This window comes from Paenibacillus uliginis N3/975, from assembly GCF_900177425.1.
GTDB classification, from domain to species: Bacteria; Bacillota; Bacilli; order Paenibacillales; family Paenibacillaceae; genus Paenibacillus_AQ; species Paenibacillus_AQ uliginis.
Genome location: NZ_LT840184.1, coordinates 52,252 through 67,557, shown reverse-complemented (window position 1 = coordinate 67,557; position 15,306 = coordinate 52,252). Strand labels below are relative to the sequence as shown.

Here is a 15,306-nt window from a genome sequence, read left to right as displayed (position 1 = left end):
GTCTTGAGTACATCAATCAATAAAATACTGTGGCTCCTCTGAACTTTTTTGGATTATATTTACAAACACCTTCCAACATGATATAATTTATCTAATTACGTAATTACGTTTTTAAATAATATGGATGAGGTGATTTTCATGTCTCGGGATTTTGGTCAAGAATTAGATACTTTAAAAATTCAGATGAATAAAATTGAAGAGCTTGTCGGACAAATCGCACACAACCATTTGAATCAAGCTTCGCGGGTCAAAGCAGATGAATCAGACACAATATCAGTGGAAAACAACCAGATAGATGAAGATACGGGCAAAGTATTTTACTCAGGTCAATATCGCGGAGATAAAAGGCGTTACAGATGGGAACCACAAGAGAGGCATGTGGGTCAATTACTTGATCTCGACGGAGATAAAGTAGCCAAAATTTTGTCCGCTCTGGGCCACAAACAACGGTTGGACATTCTGAGATCTGTTTTAAAAGAACCACTTACAGGTACTGAACTCGTAGACCGCTTGAATATGGGCACAACCGGACAACTCTACCATCACATAAAAGCCTTGCAAGGTGCTGACCTTCTTGTTCAAGAGGAACGCGGCGGAAGATACACTCTCCCGGGTCATCGGGCACTCCCACTCCTCCTGTTACTGGCTGCCGTTTCAGACTTACTTGATACGAGTGACTATATAGAATTAACAGAAGCCAGGAACAATGCCGGAGCATATTTGGGACAATCGACGGATGAGTATAATCCTCACCTTCTCCTTCGGTCAGTATTAGAGAATGCAATTCTTGAGCATCAAGCCGGATTTTGCTCACAGGTAAACATTTTTCTACATCATGATGGCAGTGTTACGGTGGCTGACAATGGTAGAGGTATTCCAGTTCAAGCTCTGCCAAATACAGAGAAGCCTCGGGTACAGGCGGTTTTAACTGAAATAAGTCAATATCATAGTGGGTCCATCAACGCCCCCAATAGTGAAAAGGGGATTAGCATTCCGATTGTCAACGCACTCTCAGAAAAGCTTACCGTTGAAATTCGGCGAGAGGGCAAGGTATTCCGTCAGGAGTACAAACACGGAATCCCACAGACAGCCTTGTTGACGGTAGGTGTAACGAATGAAACAGGTACCCGTGTCACCTTCTTGCCTGATCGTGACATTTTCACATCGACTTTTAACCCAAGTGTTGTATCGGAAATCACGAATGAAATCTCCGTAAATTATCCTCGCTTATCCGTACACTTCAACAACTGTGATATGAAATAAGCTAAAAAAGGGAGTGTCCACCTGGGATGCTCCCTTTGTTGTTGTAAGACGCAGCACCTCCATATAGGCATTCGCATACGATGGAGCATGTGGATACCTTTTTCATAACGGAGGCCTTTCATGTAACACATGGCTCTGATAAACAGAACGATATTACAATGAGCAAGGAGATGTCCTATGGGATATTTAAATCACAGCCCTTACTGGGGATATCCATCCTATCGACAAGCTCGCCCTTCAGTCTTGTTAGACATGAAACGCGGCGATGTTAATGGGGACGGTGTGCTGGATACCGTGTATTTAGTTGGTAATAAAGAAGACCCCACCAGCATGTTTGCTGACCATATTACGATCATTATCGAGGATGGAGCTACTAAACAAACAACAGCCGTTCATCCTCCAGACAATGCCGGATATAATGCTGGGCTGTTTCTTGGTGATTTTAACAAGGATCGGGTCGCGGACATATTTTTAGGCATGGAATCAGGAGGCAGTGGAGGATACGGCTTCTTTTATATCTACTCATTCCGCAATAACCATCTGCACGAACTGTTTAACGTACAAAAGTATAATGAACTTTATCAGTTTAAGGTTAATTATGAAGACTTTTATAAGGTGAGTGTCGGAAGTCCTCAACTGGACATCCTGTTTACAATCGATATTAGCAACCGAGGCTATGATTATTTGTCACCGCTTTACACGGATCAAGGGAAGCTTAAGCAGCCTGTAAGCGGCGAAGTGCTTGCTTTGGGGGCATTATACCCTATCGTTACTGATATTAAGGGGTCGAGTTATGATTTACTTGCTCTCCAGCGTATCATTGGACCAACGAATGCTGATACATTGGGCTATGTCGAGAATCTTTTGTCATGGGACGGTTCTGCCTTCAAGTCTGTAAGACTGACTGTATCCATCCTCGGCACAAAATTAATCGCGCTTTATTAGCTTCCTCATACGCTCGTCGTACGTTCATGCTGAAGAAGCCATTCTTTTCTCCACAAGCCACCTGCGTAACCTGTCAATTGTCCATTCGAACCGATAATCCGATGGCAAGGAATGACAATACTTAATTTGTTCTTACCATTTGCACTTCCGACTGCCCTAATGGCTTTTTCATGACCAATGGAGACAGCAATATCTTTATAGGACCCCGTGTTGGCGTAGGATATTCCGGTCAAAGCATTCCATACCTTTTTTTGAAAATCGGTTCCTACAAATCGATAGGGAAACGTAAATTCACTGCGCTCACCTCTGAAATACTCATCAAGCTGACAACAGCAATCGACCAACACCTTGGGAGTTTGCTGTTGCTTCATATGGACTATGGTATCTCGTTCAGAGAACATAATAGAGTAAATGGCCTCATCTGTTCCAATGATTTCGATAACTCCAATTGGTGATTCGTAATCCAATTGATACAATTCACTCATATAAAGACCTCCATAAATAAAAGGTGGCATATGCCTGCCAACCTTCCCAATGAGCTGCCATTTCTTTGATTTCCTCGATTGTCGGCTTACGATCAAGTCCAATTTGGATCTTTAACGCATTTTGAAGTCCCACATCCGCCATTGGAAAGGCAGCGGGAAGATGCAAGCATTTCATCATCACATAATCGGCCGTCCATGCCCCTATTCCTCTTATGTCCATCAATGATTGTTTTATTTTTTCATAATCTCGTTTCTGAAGGAGCGATTGCTTCGTAATTTCACCATTAGCCATGGCTTTAGCAATTCCTATAATATATTCAGCCTTTCTAACCGTAAATTGAAGCTTCCTCAGATCCTCAACATCTAGGGCTGCTATTTTTTCACATGTCGGGTACAGCCAATAGGTTTCCCCTTCGAAATCAAGACATTGCCCAAAGTGCTCCGTCAAACGTTTCTTTAATGTGTATGCAAATGTTAGATTGATCTGCTGTCCCATAATGGCCCATGTCAAAGCTTCAAATAAGTCTGGAATACACATCATCCGTAATCCGTAATATTTATGGATAAGCTGTCCCAGCACCATATCTTGACTAACCGCGTTGTAAAAATCACCTAAATTTTGATCCAAATCAAACCATTCCCGTATAAAAGATACCACTTCTGCACAGGTACTATTAGCTGGGGGCCCCATCGGAAATTGTATCTGAATTGATCCTGAGCTGCTCCGAATTATCAATAAAATTATTTCGTCATTTATTTTCACCAGTTTATATAAACAACCATCCTTGATCTGATGAAGTACTTCATGCTCAGACCTTCCTAAGAACACTAAACACTCCGAAAAATCGAATTCGGTTGGTGGACAAATCTCTATATAAGATTCTGATTGAATCCCTTTCATTGCTGCTCCCCCTTACTATTCAAGCTTCGATATTCACTGGGAGAGCAATTTTGCAATCGGCGAAACACCTTATAAAAATTGGAAGGACTCTGGAATCCGACCTCATAACAAATCTCAAGATTTGTTCCAGATGTATTGGTTAATAAATAGGCCGCCTTATCAACTCTTATTTTATCCAGGTAGGTGCGGGGAGTTTCTGATGTCTCCTGTTTAAACAGTCGTTCAAGGTAATAGGGACTTACACCGACGTGGTTTGAAATATCTTTTAATTCCAGCCTTTGTTTATAATGGTTTACTAAAAAGGCTATGACATCTCGGACAAGTCCAACATGAGGAGAGTGGTCAACCTCTGGCTGACATCTTTTGCAAGCACGATAGCCGGCCTTTTCAACTTCCCCAATGTCATGAAAGAACTCTACATTTATCTTTTTCGGCTTTTTTGATTTACAGGAAGGACGGCAGTAAATTTTAGTTGTTTTCACTGCTGTAAAAAATAACCCGTCATACATGCGGTCGCACGCAATGATTTTCTCCCACATTTCTTCAAAAGAAAGATGGATATGAACCACGATTATTCTCCGCCTCCTTTCACGTTACTGACCTTATTGTATCAAGGAATTCCTATTCAATTCGTCCTCATTTTTGCTCTTATGGTCTAAGGAAGATGCACCCCCCTATGGTCATCCGCATATATTGCAGATATGGATAAACACCCAGAGATGGAGGTCTAAACGATGAGCATTCAGCACCCCGGCTCCGGGCATCAGGAGCATATCTTGCATCAAGTTGGATCGAACAATATTCACTCCTTAAAATCCACTCGTGATCACATACACCATATATGCAGACAGCATGTCAATCAACTCGTTCGCGTGGAAACGCTCGATGGAGACGTTTTCGAAGGGTTCATCGCACACTGTGATAATGGCATTTTATACTTAAAATTGCCAGGTAAAGGCAGTCCGCGTGGCTTCGGTCCTAATTACTACAATGATGTTATTTTACCCCTTGTCCTGTACGAACTGCTCGTGATCACTCTGCTGTTGCTCTAGAATTAGGGCAACACGCTCTCACTCGTACAACATGACAAGAGCGCAGTGAGGCGCCACATGATGGCGGTCGACCACATACACGCTGGGCTTTTCAAAAGCTCAGTTCGGATTTCATTACATCCTACAGAAGGAGTGATCATTCATGGCATTCATGCCACCGCAAGGACCCCAGGGACCGCAGCAGGCACCGACATCCCCGCCCCCTCAAGCTACCCCCCAAAAGCCTGTCGCTACAACATTTGCCGTCGACCCTGGTGCGATTTCAGGCTGTTTGTTCCGAAACACCTTTATTTGGCCGAGATTCGGAATGGGCTTTTGGTTTTTCCCCACTTTTGTCGGCCGCACTTCCGTTGCCGGCTTCAGATGGACCGGGAGAAGATGGGTTTACTCCGGATTTGATTTAAGAAGTATCGAGTCCTTTACATGTTTCTAGCAAGTACTTTCTTATATTCAAAAAAAGCAGCACAGAACTCCGTCTGTGCTGCTTTCTAATTCAATGGCAGATTTCATTCAGTTACCGTAAAGCTTGATCTAACTGAGTGAAAATAACCCCTAAGGCGTAAGCTCCAGCATCGGGATAACCAATGCTTCGCTCACCCACAGTACCGGCTCGTCCCATACGGGCAACAATACTTTCTGTCTGCTTCGCCCCTTGTACAGCCGCGTTTGCCGCCTTCGCCGACGCAGTTTTAATATCATCGCCTTGAAGGGCACTCTGTTCCCAAGATTCAGCATAAGGTGCAAGTGCATCAATCAATGTTTTGTCACCAACAACCGCACCCCGGCCAAACGATCTCTCGCCTGTATCTTGAATCCCTTTCACCACGGCGGACATCATGCCGGCAAACTCCTTAACCGATAGCTCCTGTTTATCCCCGGCATGTTTACTGGCTGCCCGGAATGCCGATCCCCAGATCGGGCCGGAAGCTCCTCCGCAATGCTCCATAATGACCAAGGAGCAAGCATCCAGAAAATCCCCGATATCCGTTGTATGGTTACTTATAATGTCTTTCCACTCGGTTTTTAATTGCTTAAATCCTTTTGCCACACTCATGCCAAAATCACCGTCACCCGCATGTGCGTCCAGTTCACAGAATGGCACCTCATTCTCAATGATGACTTCACTCATCTTGTCGATGAGATAAATGAGATTGTTTAAAGAAAATTGATTACTTTCTATGGTGGCATAATCTTCATTCGTCTCACAAGTAAAGGATACAGACTTATTCTCCTCTTGTTTCAATACAACCTCAGTGAAGTTGACCTGTTCGAAAGGCTCATGAACAACCAGCGCTGGTGTATCACATGGTTCAGCCAACAATTGCTTCAACTGATCATCCAGTTTCATAATCGAAACAGACGCGCCGGCCATATCGATACTCGTCATGAAATTGCCCACAAAAACTTTATAGATCTTTTTATTACGGGATGACAATTCACGGATGACCGAGTTGTTTAACAGATACAATTCTTGCATCGGCGATGCTCCAAAACCATTGATCAATACAGCAACTTCTTGCTCTGAATCATCGTCTATCTTCAAGCTTTCCAACAATGCGGTCACCATTCGGCCCGCCAACTCATCAGCCGGAACGATCTTTTCTCTGCGGATTCCGGGTTCGCCATGAATGCCGACACCGTATTCCATTTCATTGTCCTCAAGAGTAAACGTTGGGGTTCCCTTGGCAGGAACTGTGCAAGAAGTAAACGCAAAGCCAATACTTTTCGTATGGTCTATCGCTTTTTGGGCGGCTTCCTTCACTTGATCCAAAGCCATGCCCGCCTCAGCCGCTGCGCCTGCTATTTTGTGGACCAGGACCGTTCCCGCTACGCCCCTTCTTCCAACGGTATAGAGACTGTCCTCCACCGCAATATCATCATCCACTTTCACAAAATCGACTACAATGCCGTCTTCACCTGCAAGGTGAGCCGCATTTTTGAAATTCATAATATCGCCGCTGTAGTTCTTGATAATTAATAGCGTTCCTTTATTGGATGCTGAGGACCGAATCGCCTGATACACTTGAATTTGGGAAGGAGAAGCAAATACATCGCCAGCGACAGCCACATCCAACATACCTTTGCCGACAAATCCGGCATGCGCCGGTTCATGACCGCTGCCACCACCGCTGATCAGCGTTACTTTTTCCTGGTTGAGTTCTTTTTTCTTAATGATCTTATACTTGCTATTAAACTCCAGGTTTGGGTGTGCCAGAACTAAGCCGTTACACATCTCTCTTACTAATGTTTCGGGTTTATTTATAATTTTTTTCATTTTATGCCTCCTTGCTTGCTTTGTATTTCCGGCCAAGCTGGTCGGCTACCATAATGGCTGCTGCCACCGCTTCCTCCGTGATTGGGAATGGCATCGAATGAATGGATTCTTCCGGAATACAAGCTTTTTTCGCTACAGTCAGCAATTCTTCATACGTTACGCTATCGACTCCAAGATCAGGAAGGCATATTGGAAGACCCACCGCTGAACTGAAAGCCAATACTTCATCCAACTCTTCTTTATCTGCATTTTCGAGGACCAGCTGAGCAATGGTTGTAAAGGCTACTTTTTCACCATGGTAATAATGATGGGTTCCTTCAAGTGAAGTCAATCCATTGTGAATGGCGTGAGCCGCAGCTAAGCCTCCACTTTCAAAACCGAGTCCTGATAAAAGGATGTTTGCCTCGATAATATTCTCAAGCGCAGGCGTAACCATATTGCTATCACAAGCTACTTTAGCCTGTAAACCATCCTTCAATAAGGTTTCATAGCAAAACTTGGCCAGTGCCAGCGCGGTATTAGTTCCTTTCGCCTCACCACATACTCCTTCTCGAACACCACACGGTAATCCGGCATTAACGTTCGAGTACGATCTTGCAGTAGCTCTGGCTTCAAAATAGGTAGAGAGTGCATCTCCCATACCTGCCACCAAAAATCTTGTAGGAGCGTTGGCAATAACGGTTGTATCAATCATTACCACGCTAGGACTTTGTTTAAAATATGCATAGTCATCAAATTCGCCTTCCGGTGTATACAGAACTGCGGAATGACTCGTTGGTGCATCGGTTGCTGCGATCGTTGGAACGATGATTAAGGCTTCGCCTTCGGCTACACATTTCGCTGTATCAATCGCTTTTCCTCCGCCTAATCCAATCGTACAGGAACAGGCCTTTTCTTTCGCCAGCTCTTGCAGTCTCTTCACTTCTTCGCGGGAGCACTCTCCTTGGAAGTTGCTTTCAACCAATGTGATATTAAATTTATCTATAGTAGATTTTAGTTTATCCTTGACCCGATTTACATCATCTGGATGAGCAATAAGCAAAGCAGAATCCCCGAATGTCTTTACGAAATACCCCAAATTTAACAGCTCATCTTCTCCCTGCACATACTTCGTTGGGCTAATAAACGCTTTTCTCATCATAAATTCCTCCCTTGCTATCATTGCTTCCATTATAGTCTTTCCACAAATTTTAATCATTGAACTATACCCCTGTATTTAAGCGCTTTCAGATTGTGTTTTTTTGTCATATAGCTGACAAATCGTATAATCTTGTCCTCTTGGCAGGTTATCATAGTATAATTGAATAGATTTATTCAGTACTATTGCACAAGCGCAGCAATCTATAGGGAGTGAGCCATGATGAAAAATTCATTATTTCAGTTAGATAAACTTATTGATTTGGAGAAGTGGCATACGTTACAGGACTCCCTTGCGCTGGTCACCAAAATGGCCATTATTACCGTCGACTACAAAGGGGTTCCTGTTACGAAACATAGCTACTGTCAATCCTTTTGCCAGTCCGTCAGAAAAGATCCCTCACTGTCTCCATACTGTCAGAAATGTGATGCCAGAGGAGGCTTGGAAGCTGTACGGCTAAATAAACCGTATATTTATATGTGCCATTTCAATATTATCGATATTGCCATTCCGATCATTGTCGATAATCAATACATTGGCGCGATCATGGCAGGGCAAATCAAGCTGCGTGATACCGATCACCCTCAGCCGCTTGAACAAATCGTAACTCGTCCGTCCAATTCCGAAACGAATAAAAAGTTCAAAACGTTGAAACAGGACTATCTTTCTCTGCCTACCTTGTCATACGAAGAAGTGACGACCATCGCCGATATGTTATTTCATCTGTGCAACTATATTGTGGAAGAAGCGATAACCAAGAGCTCAACCATCGATATGTACAAGAAGGCTTTAACCCTGGACATCGATAACCCGTCTCAAGATTCCATCAGTCCTTCGGATCGTACGTACCGGAACATACAAGCGATTCAACACGAGCTTTCCAGTACATTAATTGAGAATAAAATAAAAAAGACGACCTCGAATGAATTCCGTTCTTCCAATAAGCTGCTGCAGCCGGCATTTGACTATATTTATCATCATAAAAATAAAAATATAACATTAGGTGAGATGGCCAAGCTGTGTCACATTAGTCCAAGCTATTTCAGCCGAATCTTTGTAAAAGAAACCGGTGAAAACTTCTCCGTCTTCATTTCACGTCTAAAAATTGAATGGGCCAAACAGCTTCTGGAAACAACAGATCTATCCATTAATCAGATCGGTGATGAATTGGGATTTTGTGATGCCGGATATTTTATTAAAACCTTTAAGAAATTCGAAGCTTTAACACCTGCCGTTTACCGAACGGTTTATCAAGGAAATCATGTGGAGTAAAAATCTGCACCAAAAAAGACGCTCTCGATGGGAGCGTCTTTTTAATTTAGAACAAATGTTCGTTTTTTGGAGCACTTAAATTAAATCGGGGTATTTTCGACTTTCATATTATTAGTATAAATCAACGATCATTATAAGTCTATATTTTACCAGGAAAATATTCTATAGTTTGGAATACCCGGCCGGAGAAATGATTAAAAGAGGGGTTCTTATGCAAATTCGTTTATGGGATAACAATTTAAAAGTTCGGTTAATCGGTGAAGCACTGTTCAATATGCTGTTTTGGATGTACTTTCCCTTTATAGCGGTATATTTTGGTGCTGCATTAGGTAACCACATTGCCGGAATCTTGATGATGGTTCCCCCGATATTCAGCATCATTGGTAACCTGCTTGGGGGAGCTTTAGCGGACCGATTAGGACGGCGTCCTGTCATGCTGCTTGGAGCTTCGCTTCAGACGGTGATGTTTGTACTGTTTGCGATGTCTCCTTCTCATTGGATTGATTATGCTGCATTTATCGGCATTGGACTAGGAGGGACAATCTATAAACCCGCTAGCTCGGCTATGGTCGCTGACCTGGTTCCTGCACAAGATCGCAGGCAGGTCTTCGCAACGTTTACAACTGCCAATAACATCGGTGCTGTTCTCGGGCCTGCGCTGGGGGCCATTTTCTTCTTCCAGTACCGGCATGAACTGTTATGGACCTGTGCTTTCGTCTTGTTGTTGTATTTCATCGCCATTTATTTCATGGTTCATGAAACATTACCACAGTCAGCCAAAAGAATGGAACATTCGAAATCAATGTCCCATGTATTCAAGGAACAATGGAAAGGATATGGCATCATTTTTCGCGATAAAGTATTTTTAGTGTATATTTTGGCAGGTATTTTTTCGCTCGTGACCATTATGCAATTGGATCTCTATTTGGCGGTGTACGTGATCAATTATGTCCCGTCTCAGGCCCTATTCACTTGGAATGGTGATTCATTTATGCTTACAAGCAAAGAAATATTTGGGTGGTTGCTGGGGTTAAATGGGCTCTTATTTGTTCTATTTATCCTTCCTGTTACGAAATGGTTTCGAAATTGGAGGGAGCGTAACGTATTCATCCTTTCGTCGCTGTTGTCCGGGGTAGGCACATTCGCACTAGGACTAAACACGAATATTTGGTTCTTATTTTTCGTTACGATTATTTTTACATTTGGCGAAATTGTACGTTCCCCGGTGACAGAGAGCTTTATTAGTCGTTATGCCCCAGAGCATGCTAGAGGGCAGTACATGGGAGCAAACAGTTCACAGTTTACGATCGGAAGATTTTTAGCGCCTATGACCGTTTTTCTGTCTACTTGGGTTCCACCTATGGGAATTTTTAGCATCATACTCGTTTTTGCATTAATTAGTGTTGTTCTATACATTCAGTTATTTAAGATTTATGTGGAGCGCCCAACCGTTCATTCAAATCCATGATGGGCGTTTCCTGCCCGTTATATCGAAATCGCTTCATAATTTATGTAATTATTTTGGAGTGACCATTCTGAATCGTAGCTGCCACGGCAAATCATGAAAAACCCTTCACCTGTAATCATGTGGAACTTGATAATTTCATTTAATTTGATGGGTAAGTACGGGGTGCTGTTCTCACATAGGGCTAAGCTCCATTTTGATCCATTGCTAATCAAAGTATGCCCTAACAAAGATTGATCGAAGGCTTCCACACCTGTTGATATATCCGCTCTGAACTCGATTATTTCATAATTTAAATATTTTCCCACATCATTCATTTGATCTTCCACGTAACCCCAAGCCCATACAGAACCGTCCGCTTTTACCACTTGGCTCTGCATATTCCCTGTAAACACTTCGGAGAATACATCACCCGCATTCGTCATCGGCTTGGCAAAGTTCCAGATCATTTCATCCTTATAGTATTCAGTCATATAATCCATCAACGTGTAAAAATGATCCGTGCGTACCACTTCACCCAAGTTGAAGCTTACTTCATTCCCCCACGACAACAGAATCTCCTCTACTACGCTCTCCAAATGAATCGTTTCATCAAATCCCAGAGCGCCATTCCAATTCGCTCCCCAGCCCCAGATCCGACCTTCTTTATCCAGAGCAAGGCTGTGATACTGACCAGCTGATATCGATTGGATATCGTTTAACACTCCATCTGCTGTCGTTACTTGTATCGGATTATGCTGTGATCCCCCATTGTTGTGGTATCCGATGCCCAGTTGCCCTTCTTCATTATCTCCCCAAGCCCAGACATGACCCTGATCATCTAATGCCAGGCTAAAAGCAGCTCCTGCCGAGATGCCTACAATATTTACACCCTGAGGAAATGCAACACGTGTTGCTGTCTTCATATGATCTGTATCATTCATACATCCAATGCCTAACTGACCTGATCTGTGATCTCCCCAAGCCCAAACCTGACCTCGATCATCCAAAGCAAGATTATGAAAGCCCCCTGCGGCAATGGCCTTAATGTTGGATAAGAATCTTCCCTCTTCACTTGTTACCACAAGGTGGGCAGCCTGCTCTGTAACCATCGTTGTATTCCCTAGTTGATTATCTTGGTTGCAGCCCATAGCCATTACCGTTCCATCACTCATAAGAGCAAGGAAGTGGTCATCTGAAGAACTGACTTCTATCATATTCAGCTCTTTAGCTGAACCTGCTTTAGAGGTAGCCATTACCGGAAACAAACCGATCACAGATGTCTTGTTAAGAACCATTTTCCATCTATTCTGGATTGGGTGCATTTTCCACATCACTCCTTTTAAATTAAATTGTTGCTATTAATATAGTTCAATGCTCAAAATCGATATAGTGAGTGTTGTCATTAGTGTTGTCATATGACAACATGATATGAGCAGAATTCTTCTGTAATCTTATGTCGTTAGATTATGGCGGCAGAGTAGCTTTTATACCACGTTGGACCGTTTTATTACTAAGGAGATAACATTCTGGAAATAAAAAAATATCGGTCATCAGACCGATATTTTCATATATATATAACACTCTGTACTATGTTTGAGTTAATAGGACTTTATATCTTTTTTACGAACTCTGATTTTAGTTTCATAGCCCCAAACCCGTCGATTTTACAATCAATATCATGATCCCCATCAACCAGACGTATATTTTTAACCTTCGTACCGATCTTCAAGACAGATGAACTTCCTTTTACTTTAAGGTCTTTGATGACTGTTACAGAATCACCATCGTTCAAGACGTTTCCATTAGCATCTTTGACGACTTTGGTATCTTCACTGTTTTCGGCTTCCAGGCCCCATTCATGAGCACATTCCGGGCAAACAAAAAGATTTCCATCTTCATAAGTGTATTCTGAATTACATTTTGGACAATTTGGCAAATTAGACATTGTTTTAGGTTCTCCATTTCTTTGTTGTTCGTATTTCATACTATTCTGCCATAGACCTGCCTACATTTACAATTAAATATATCCCCGCATATGAGCCGCACATCATAATTTGTTAATGGATAAGCTTGATCACGAGGGATACACTACGAATATTCAGCTTGTGATTCACACGTCGTATTAAGGGTTCCTACATGAACCAAAAGGTGTTATAATTAATAATGACACCTTTTGGTGTCACATAAACCAAGGAGGCATAACTATGGACAATCGAGAAATACCAGAAATACGAAAAACCATTACACTTAACGCACCCATTGAAAAAGTATGGAAGGCTATTGCAACGTCAGAAGGTATTGCCTCATGGTGGATGGGAAATACGTTTGAACCTATTATAGGATATGAATTCATACTTCATGCGGGCCAATTCGGAGATTCACCTTGTAAAGTGACTGAAATTGACCCTCCGAATCGCGTCGGGTTTGACTGGGATAAAGATTGGCACCTTACCTTTGAACTAAAGGCGTTAGAAGACGAAAAGACAGAGTTCACTCTGATTCATTCAGGTTGGGATGCTGAAAAAGTCACAGCGTTTGGACAACCACACTCCGTCATTCGTGAAGTTATGAACGGCGGATGGGAAAGCATTGTCAACGAAAGCCTTGTTAAATACGTAGAGGCTTAAGATTATTGGAAGCATCCGCGTCAAAACATGATGTATTTCAAGCAATAGCAGACCCGACCCGCCGCAGGTTGTTGAAATTGCTTGCTGATGAAGAAATGCCGATTGCCGCATTGACTGCATGTTTTCCGATCACCCGTACCGCTATCAATAAACATCTGAAAGTGCTGAATGAAGCAGGCCTTGTCAGTAGTCAGAGGGTAGGACGGGAAACACGGTATATGCTTCAGCCAGAACCCCTGGCCGAAATAAAGCAATGGCTCGCCTTTTTTGATGAGTATTGGGATGATAGGCTTGCTGCTCTTAAAGAATTCGTAGAGAGCGATATTGATTAGTGAAGGCCCGTATTAGCTCGTTACAGAGCTAATACGGGCCTTTTTAGATGTTTCTACCTTTTCTACGTTTCATTAGTAGTACATGCCTGATCGCCTTTTAAAGGAGGGGTTCCTTTACGGTGTATCACCATTATCAGTTTGGCTTGGGGTTGTATGCCACGCCATCAATTTGAACCTTAAGTCCATTTGGGCCGCCACAATGTGCAAACTCGGTAGAAATGGTTTTTCTAGCCGGAAAGTTACCTTTAAATCTACGTTTAAAAACCTCTTCCATTACAGGTATATCCCAGACATCCCGAAGCAAAATATCCACCTTAACTATAGAGTCCAATGTCAGGTTCGCCCTCTGTAGTCTGTCACTCATATGATCAAGGGCTCCTTCAACCTGCTGCTCAATCGATTGACCAACATTACCAACGCAAAAGCTGAGAAAAATGAAATCACCCGCTTCAACATAACCAGAGTATGCATTTTCTTCATTTACATCATATCTTATAATTTCACCCAATTACGTCATCTCCTTCATATTCCATTTTCATAGATTAAGCTCAGTATAAAGGAGGATATCAGACAACATTATGTCGTCATTCAACAATATTTTTGTAAAATGTCCTTAGCATATGTAATCAATGTGTGTTTTAATTTCTCAGGTTCCAAAACGGTTACCTTATTGCCATACCCGAGCAAGGTTCCAAACCATCCTCTCTCATTTTCCGGAACACTGAATTCAACCATTAACTCGTTATTACTGGTTTCTGTTATACGTGAATTAGGAAAGCTTTCTTCGATCGAAATCCTGATGTCAGACTGACATGCCAGTTTAATATTCATATACGGCCGGGTATCCTGCTTTTCGGCTAAAAGCTCTTCTGCATTATCATGTACATTGGAAAAGCCCTGACATGTTAATTTCAAATCTCGAATTCTTGAAAGACGAAACATACGGTATTCCTGCTTCTCACAGCAAAACCCGAACAAGTACCATGAATACCACTTATACGTGACCGCTACGGGTTCAACAAATCTTCGTGATTTAAAATGTTCAGCGTTTGTGTATTGAAATTCAATTACAACTCTTTTACGAATTGCTGTTTCTATACTGGTCAAATAATCTCTAACATCAAACCCCTCACGCAGCACACTAAAATCAAGATGAATACTTTGTTGAACAAGCTCATCCTTCGGTGAAAGTGACAGCAGCTTTTCAAATGTAGCTTCGATCTGTCTACTTTCATATGCTGAACATAATCCTTTTAAGGCTGTTATGATGAGAACATAATCATCTGTACTAAAGACCTGCCTGTTCATTTTAAAGCTGTTAATAATGCTATACCCGCCATGTGTACCCTGTGTTGAAGTCACTGGAATACCAGCCATGCTCAGTGTTTCGATATCCCGTTGAATTGTACGAGAGGATACCTCAAATTTTTCCGCCAGTGACCGTCCACTAACCGTTTCACGATTTAAAAGGTAGATCAAGATTCCAAGCAACCTATCTATTTTCAAAAATAACCACCCTCTTCGCAATGAGGCTCTGTTAAAAATTATAACATTTGGCTGTGCCACTGC

The 15,306-nt window shown here is 42.4% G+C and carries 17 protein-coding genes; 8 read left to right on the top strand and 9 right to left on the bottom strand.

The genetic code is table 11. The features are described 5' to 3' along the window. Positions 1 to 138 precede the first annotated feature (138 nt). Complete coding sequence (locus B9N86_RS00330) at positions 139 to 1,263, top strand: ATP-binding protein (RefSeq protein ID WP_208917129.1); 1,125 nt, start codon at positions 139 to 141, stop codon at positions 1,261 to 1,263. 177 nt (positions 1,264 to 1,440) lie between these two features. Further along, the gene (locus B9N86_RS00325; protein WP_208917127.1) at positions 1,441 to 2,208 is read left to right on the top strand and encodes a VCBS repeat-containing protein; all 768 of its coding nucleotides are present in this window, start codon (positions 1,441 to 1,443) and stop codon (positions 2,206 to 2,208) included. A 5-nt stretch (positions 2,209 to 2,213) separates the two neighbouring features. Here the strand turns inward: B9N86_RS00325 and B9N86_RS00320 are convergent, their stop codons facing one another. From B9N86_RS00320 to B9N86_RS00310, 3 genes are read right to left on the bottom strand one after another with little or no spacing between them, the layout of a single operon-like run. Continuing rightward, the gene (locus B9N86_RS00320) at positions 2,214 to 2,693 is read right to left on the bottom strand and encodes a methylated-DNA--[protein]-cysteine S-methyltransferase (RefSeq protein ID WP_208917125.1); all 480 of its coding nucleotides are present in this window, start codon (positions 2,691 to 2,693) and stop codon (positions 2,214 to 2,216) included. Further along, positions 2,686 to 3,594, bottom strand: coding sequence for a DNA-3-methyladenine glycosylase family protein (locus tag B9N86_RS00315; protein ID WP_208917123.1), 909 nt, complete (start codon positions 3,592 to 3,594; stop codon positions 2,686 to 2,688). Before B9N86_RS00315 ends, B9N86_RS00320 begins: the two co-directional genes overlap by 8 nt. Next, complete coding sequence (locus tag B9N86_RS00310) at positions 3,591 to 4,133, bottom strand: bifunctional transcriptional activator/DNA repair enzyme AdaA (RefSeq protein ID WP_210190692.1); 543 nt, start codon at positions 4,131 to 4,133, stop codon at positions 3,591 to 3,593. Before B9N86_RS00310 ends, B9N86_RS00315 begins: the two co-directional genes overlap by 4 nt. 195 nt (positions 4,134 to 4,328) lie before the next feature. Between B9N86_RS00310 and B9N86_RS00305 the strand changes: the two genes are divergently transcribed. After that, on the top strand, positions 4,329 to 4,646 hold the full coding sequence (locus B9N86_RS00305) for a hypothetical protein (protein WP_208917121.1): 318 nt from the start codon (positions 4,329 to 4,331) through the stop codon (positions 4,644 to 4,646). A 142-nt stretch (positions 4,647 to 4,788) separates the two neighbouring features. After that, complete coding sequence (locus B9N86_RS00300; protein WP_208917119.1) at positions 4,789 to 5,079, top strand: transporter; 291 nt, start codon at positions 4,789 to 4,791, stop codon at positions 5,077 to 5,079. A gap of 81 nt (positions 5,080 to 5,160) precedes the next feature. Here the strand turns inward: B9N86_RS00300 and dhaK are convergent, their stop codons facing one another. Together dhaK and B9N86_RS00290 are read right to left on the bottom strand one after the other, a co-directional pair. Then, entirely contained in the window at positions 5,161 to 6,921 is a 1,761-nt protein-coding gene (dhaK, locus tag B9N86_RS00295; protein WP_208917117.1) for a dihydroxyacetone kinase subunit DhaK, read from the bottom strand. Position 6,922: 1 nt separating this feature from the next. Then, on the bottom strand, positions 6,923 to 8,059 hold the full coding sequence (locus B9N86_RS00290) for a glycerol dehydrogenase (protein ID WP_208920016.1): 1,137 nt from the start codon (positions 8,057 to 8,059) through the stop codon (positions 6,923 to 6,925). Between the two features lie 222 nt (positions 8,060 to 8,281). Between B9N86_RS00290 and B9N86_RS00285 the strand changes: the two genes are divergently transcribed. Beyond that, positions 8,282 to 9,331: a PocR ligand-binding domain-containing protein gene (locus tag B9N86_RS00285; RefSeq protein ID WP_425298589.1), complete on the top strand. Its 1,050-nt coding sequence runs from the start codon at positions 8,282 to 8,284 to the stop codon at positions 9,329 to 9,331. Between the two features lie 211 nt (positions 9,332 to 9,542). After that, the gene (locus B9N86_RS00280) at positions 9,543 to 10,799 is read left to right on the top strand and encodes an MFS transporter (RefSeq protein ID WP_208917113.1); all 1,257 of its coding nucleotides are present in this window, start codon (positions 9,543 to 9,545) and stop codon (positions 10,797 to 10,799) included. Positions 10,800 to 10,816: 17 nt separating this feature from the next. On the opposite strand, the gene B9N86_RS00275 is transcribed toward B9N86_RS00280, so the two are convergent. Beyond that, positions 10,817 to 12,100: an RCC1 domain-containing protein gene (locus B9N86_RS00275; RefSeq protein WP_208917111.1), complete on the bottom strand. Its 1,284-nt coding sequence runs from the start codon at positions 12,098 to 12,100 to the stop codon at positions 10,817 to 10,819. Between the two features lie 287 nt (positions 12,101 to 12,387). After that, a complete protein-coding gene (locus tag B9N86_RS00270) occupies positions 12,388 to 12,723 on the bottom strand; it encodes a zinc ribbon domain-containing protein YjdM (RefSeq protein ID WP_208920015.1) in 336 nt (111 codons plus the stop codon). 259 nt (positions 12,724 to 12,982) lie between these two features. Between B9N86_RS00270 and B9N86_RS00265 the strand changes: the two genes are divergently transcribed. After that, positions 12,983 to 13,405, top strand: coding sequence for an SRPBCC family protein (locus B9N86_RS00265; protein ID WP_208917109.1), 423 nt, complete (start codon positions 12,983 to 12,985; stop codon positions 13,403 to 13,405). A 5-nt stretch (positions 13,406 to 13,410) separates the two neighbouring features. Beyond that, positions 13,411 to 13,737 (top strand): ArsR/SmtB family transcription factor, encoded by a 327-nt coding sequence (locus B9N86_RS00260; RefSeq protein WP_208917107.1) that lies wholly within the window; start codon positions 13,411 to 13,413, stop codon positions 13,735 to 13,737. Between the two features lie 133 nt (positions 13,738 to 13,870). Here B9N86_RS00260 and B9N86_RS00255 read toward each other — a convergent pair whose 3' ends face one another. Together B9N86_RS00255 and B9N86_RS00250 are read right to left on the bottom strand one after the other, a co-directional pair. Then, a complete protein-coding gene (locus tag B9N86_RS00255) occupies positions 13,871 to 14,245 on the bottom strand; it encodes a RidA family protein (protein ID WP_208917105.1) in 375 nt (124 codons plus the stop codon). 80 nt (positions 14,246 to 14,325) lie between these two features. Next, positions 14,326 to 15,243 carry a helix-turn-helix transcriptional regulator gene (locus B9N86_RS00250; RefSeq protein WP_208917103.1) on the bottom strand — a complete coding sequence of 306 codons (918 nt, stop codon included), beginning with the start codon at positions 15,241 to 15,243 and terminating at the stop codon, positions 14,326 to 14,328. Between the last annotated feature and the right edge of the window lie 63 nt (positions 15,244 to 15,306).

Bases quoted from the DNA above. Each gene is read 5' to 3' on its own strand.
- dhaK (WP_208917117.1), bottom strand. From the start codon at position 6,921: ATGAAAAAAATTATAAATAAACCCGAAACATTAGTAAGAGAGATGTGT.
- B9N86_RS00310 (WP_210190692.1), bottom strand. From the start codon at position 4,133: ATGTGGGAGAAAATCATTGCGTGCGACCGCATGTATGACGGGTTATTT.
- B9N86_RS00280 (WP_208917113.1), top strand. From the start codon at position 9,543: ATGCAAATTCGTTTATGGGATAACAATTTAAAAGTTCGGTTAATCGGT.
- B9N86_RS00285 (WP_425298589.1), top strand. From the start codon at position 8,282: ATGAAAAATTCATTATTTCAGTTAGATAAACTTATTGATTTGGAGAAG.
- B9N86_RS00305 (WP_208917121.1), top strand. From the start codon at position 4,329: ATGAGCATTCAGCACCCCGGCTCCGGGCATCAGGAGCATATCTTGCAT.
- B9N86_RS00315 (WP_208917123.1), bottom strand. From the start codon at position 3,594: ATGAAAGGGATTCAATCAGAATCTTATATAGAGATTTGTCCACCAACC.
- B9N86_RS00275 (WP_208917111.1), bottom strand. From the start codon at position 12,100: ATGCACCCAATCCAGAATAGATGGAAAATGGTTCTTAACAAGACATCT.
- B9N86_RS00325 (WP_208917127.1), top strand. From the start codon at position 1,441: ATGGGATATTTAAATCACAGCCCTTACTGGGGATATCCATCCTATCGA.
- B9N86_RS00300 (WP_208917119.1), top strand. From the start codon at position 4,789: ATGGCATTCATGCCACCGCAAGGACCCCAGGGACCGCAGCAGGCACCG.
- B9N86_RS00265 (WP_208917109.1), top strand. From the start codon at position 12,983: ATGGACAATCGAGAAATACCAGAAATACGAAAAACCATTACACTTAAC.
- B9N86_RS00270 (WP_208920015.1), bottom strand. From the start codon at position 12,723: ATGTCTAATTTGCCAAATTGTCCAAAATGTAATTCAGAATACACTTAT.
- B9N86_RS00290 (WP_208920016.1), bottom strand. From the start codon at position 8,059: ATGAGAAAAGCGTTTATTAGCCCAACGAAGTATGTGCAGGGAGAAGAT.
- B9N86_RS00330 (WP_208917129.1), top strand. From the start codon at position 139: ATGTCTCGGGATTTTGGTCAAGAATTAGATACTTTAAAAATTCAGATG.
- B9N86_RS00320 (WP_208917125.1), bottom strand. From the start codon at position 2,693: ATGAGTGAATTGTATCAATTGGATTACGAATCACCAATTGGAGTTATC.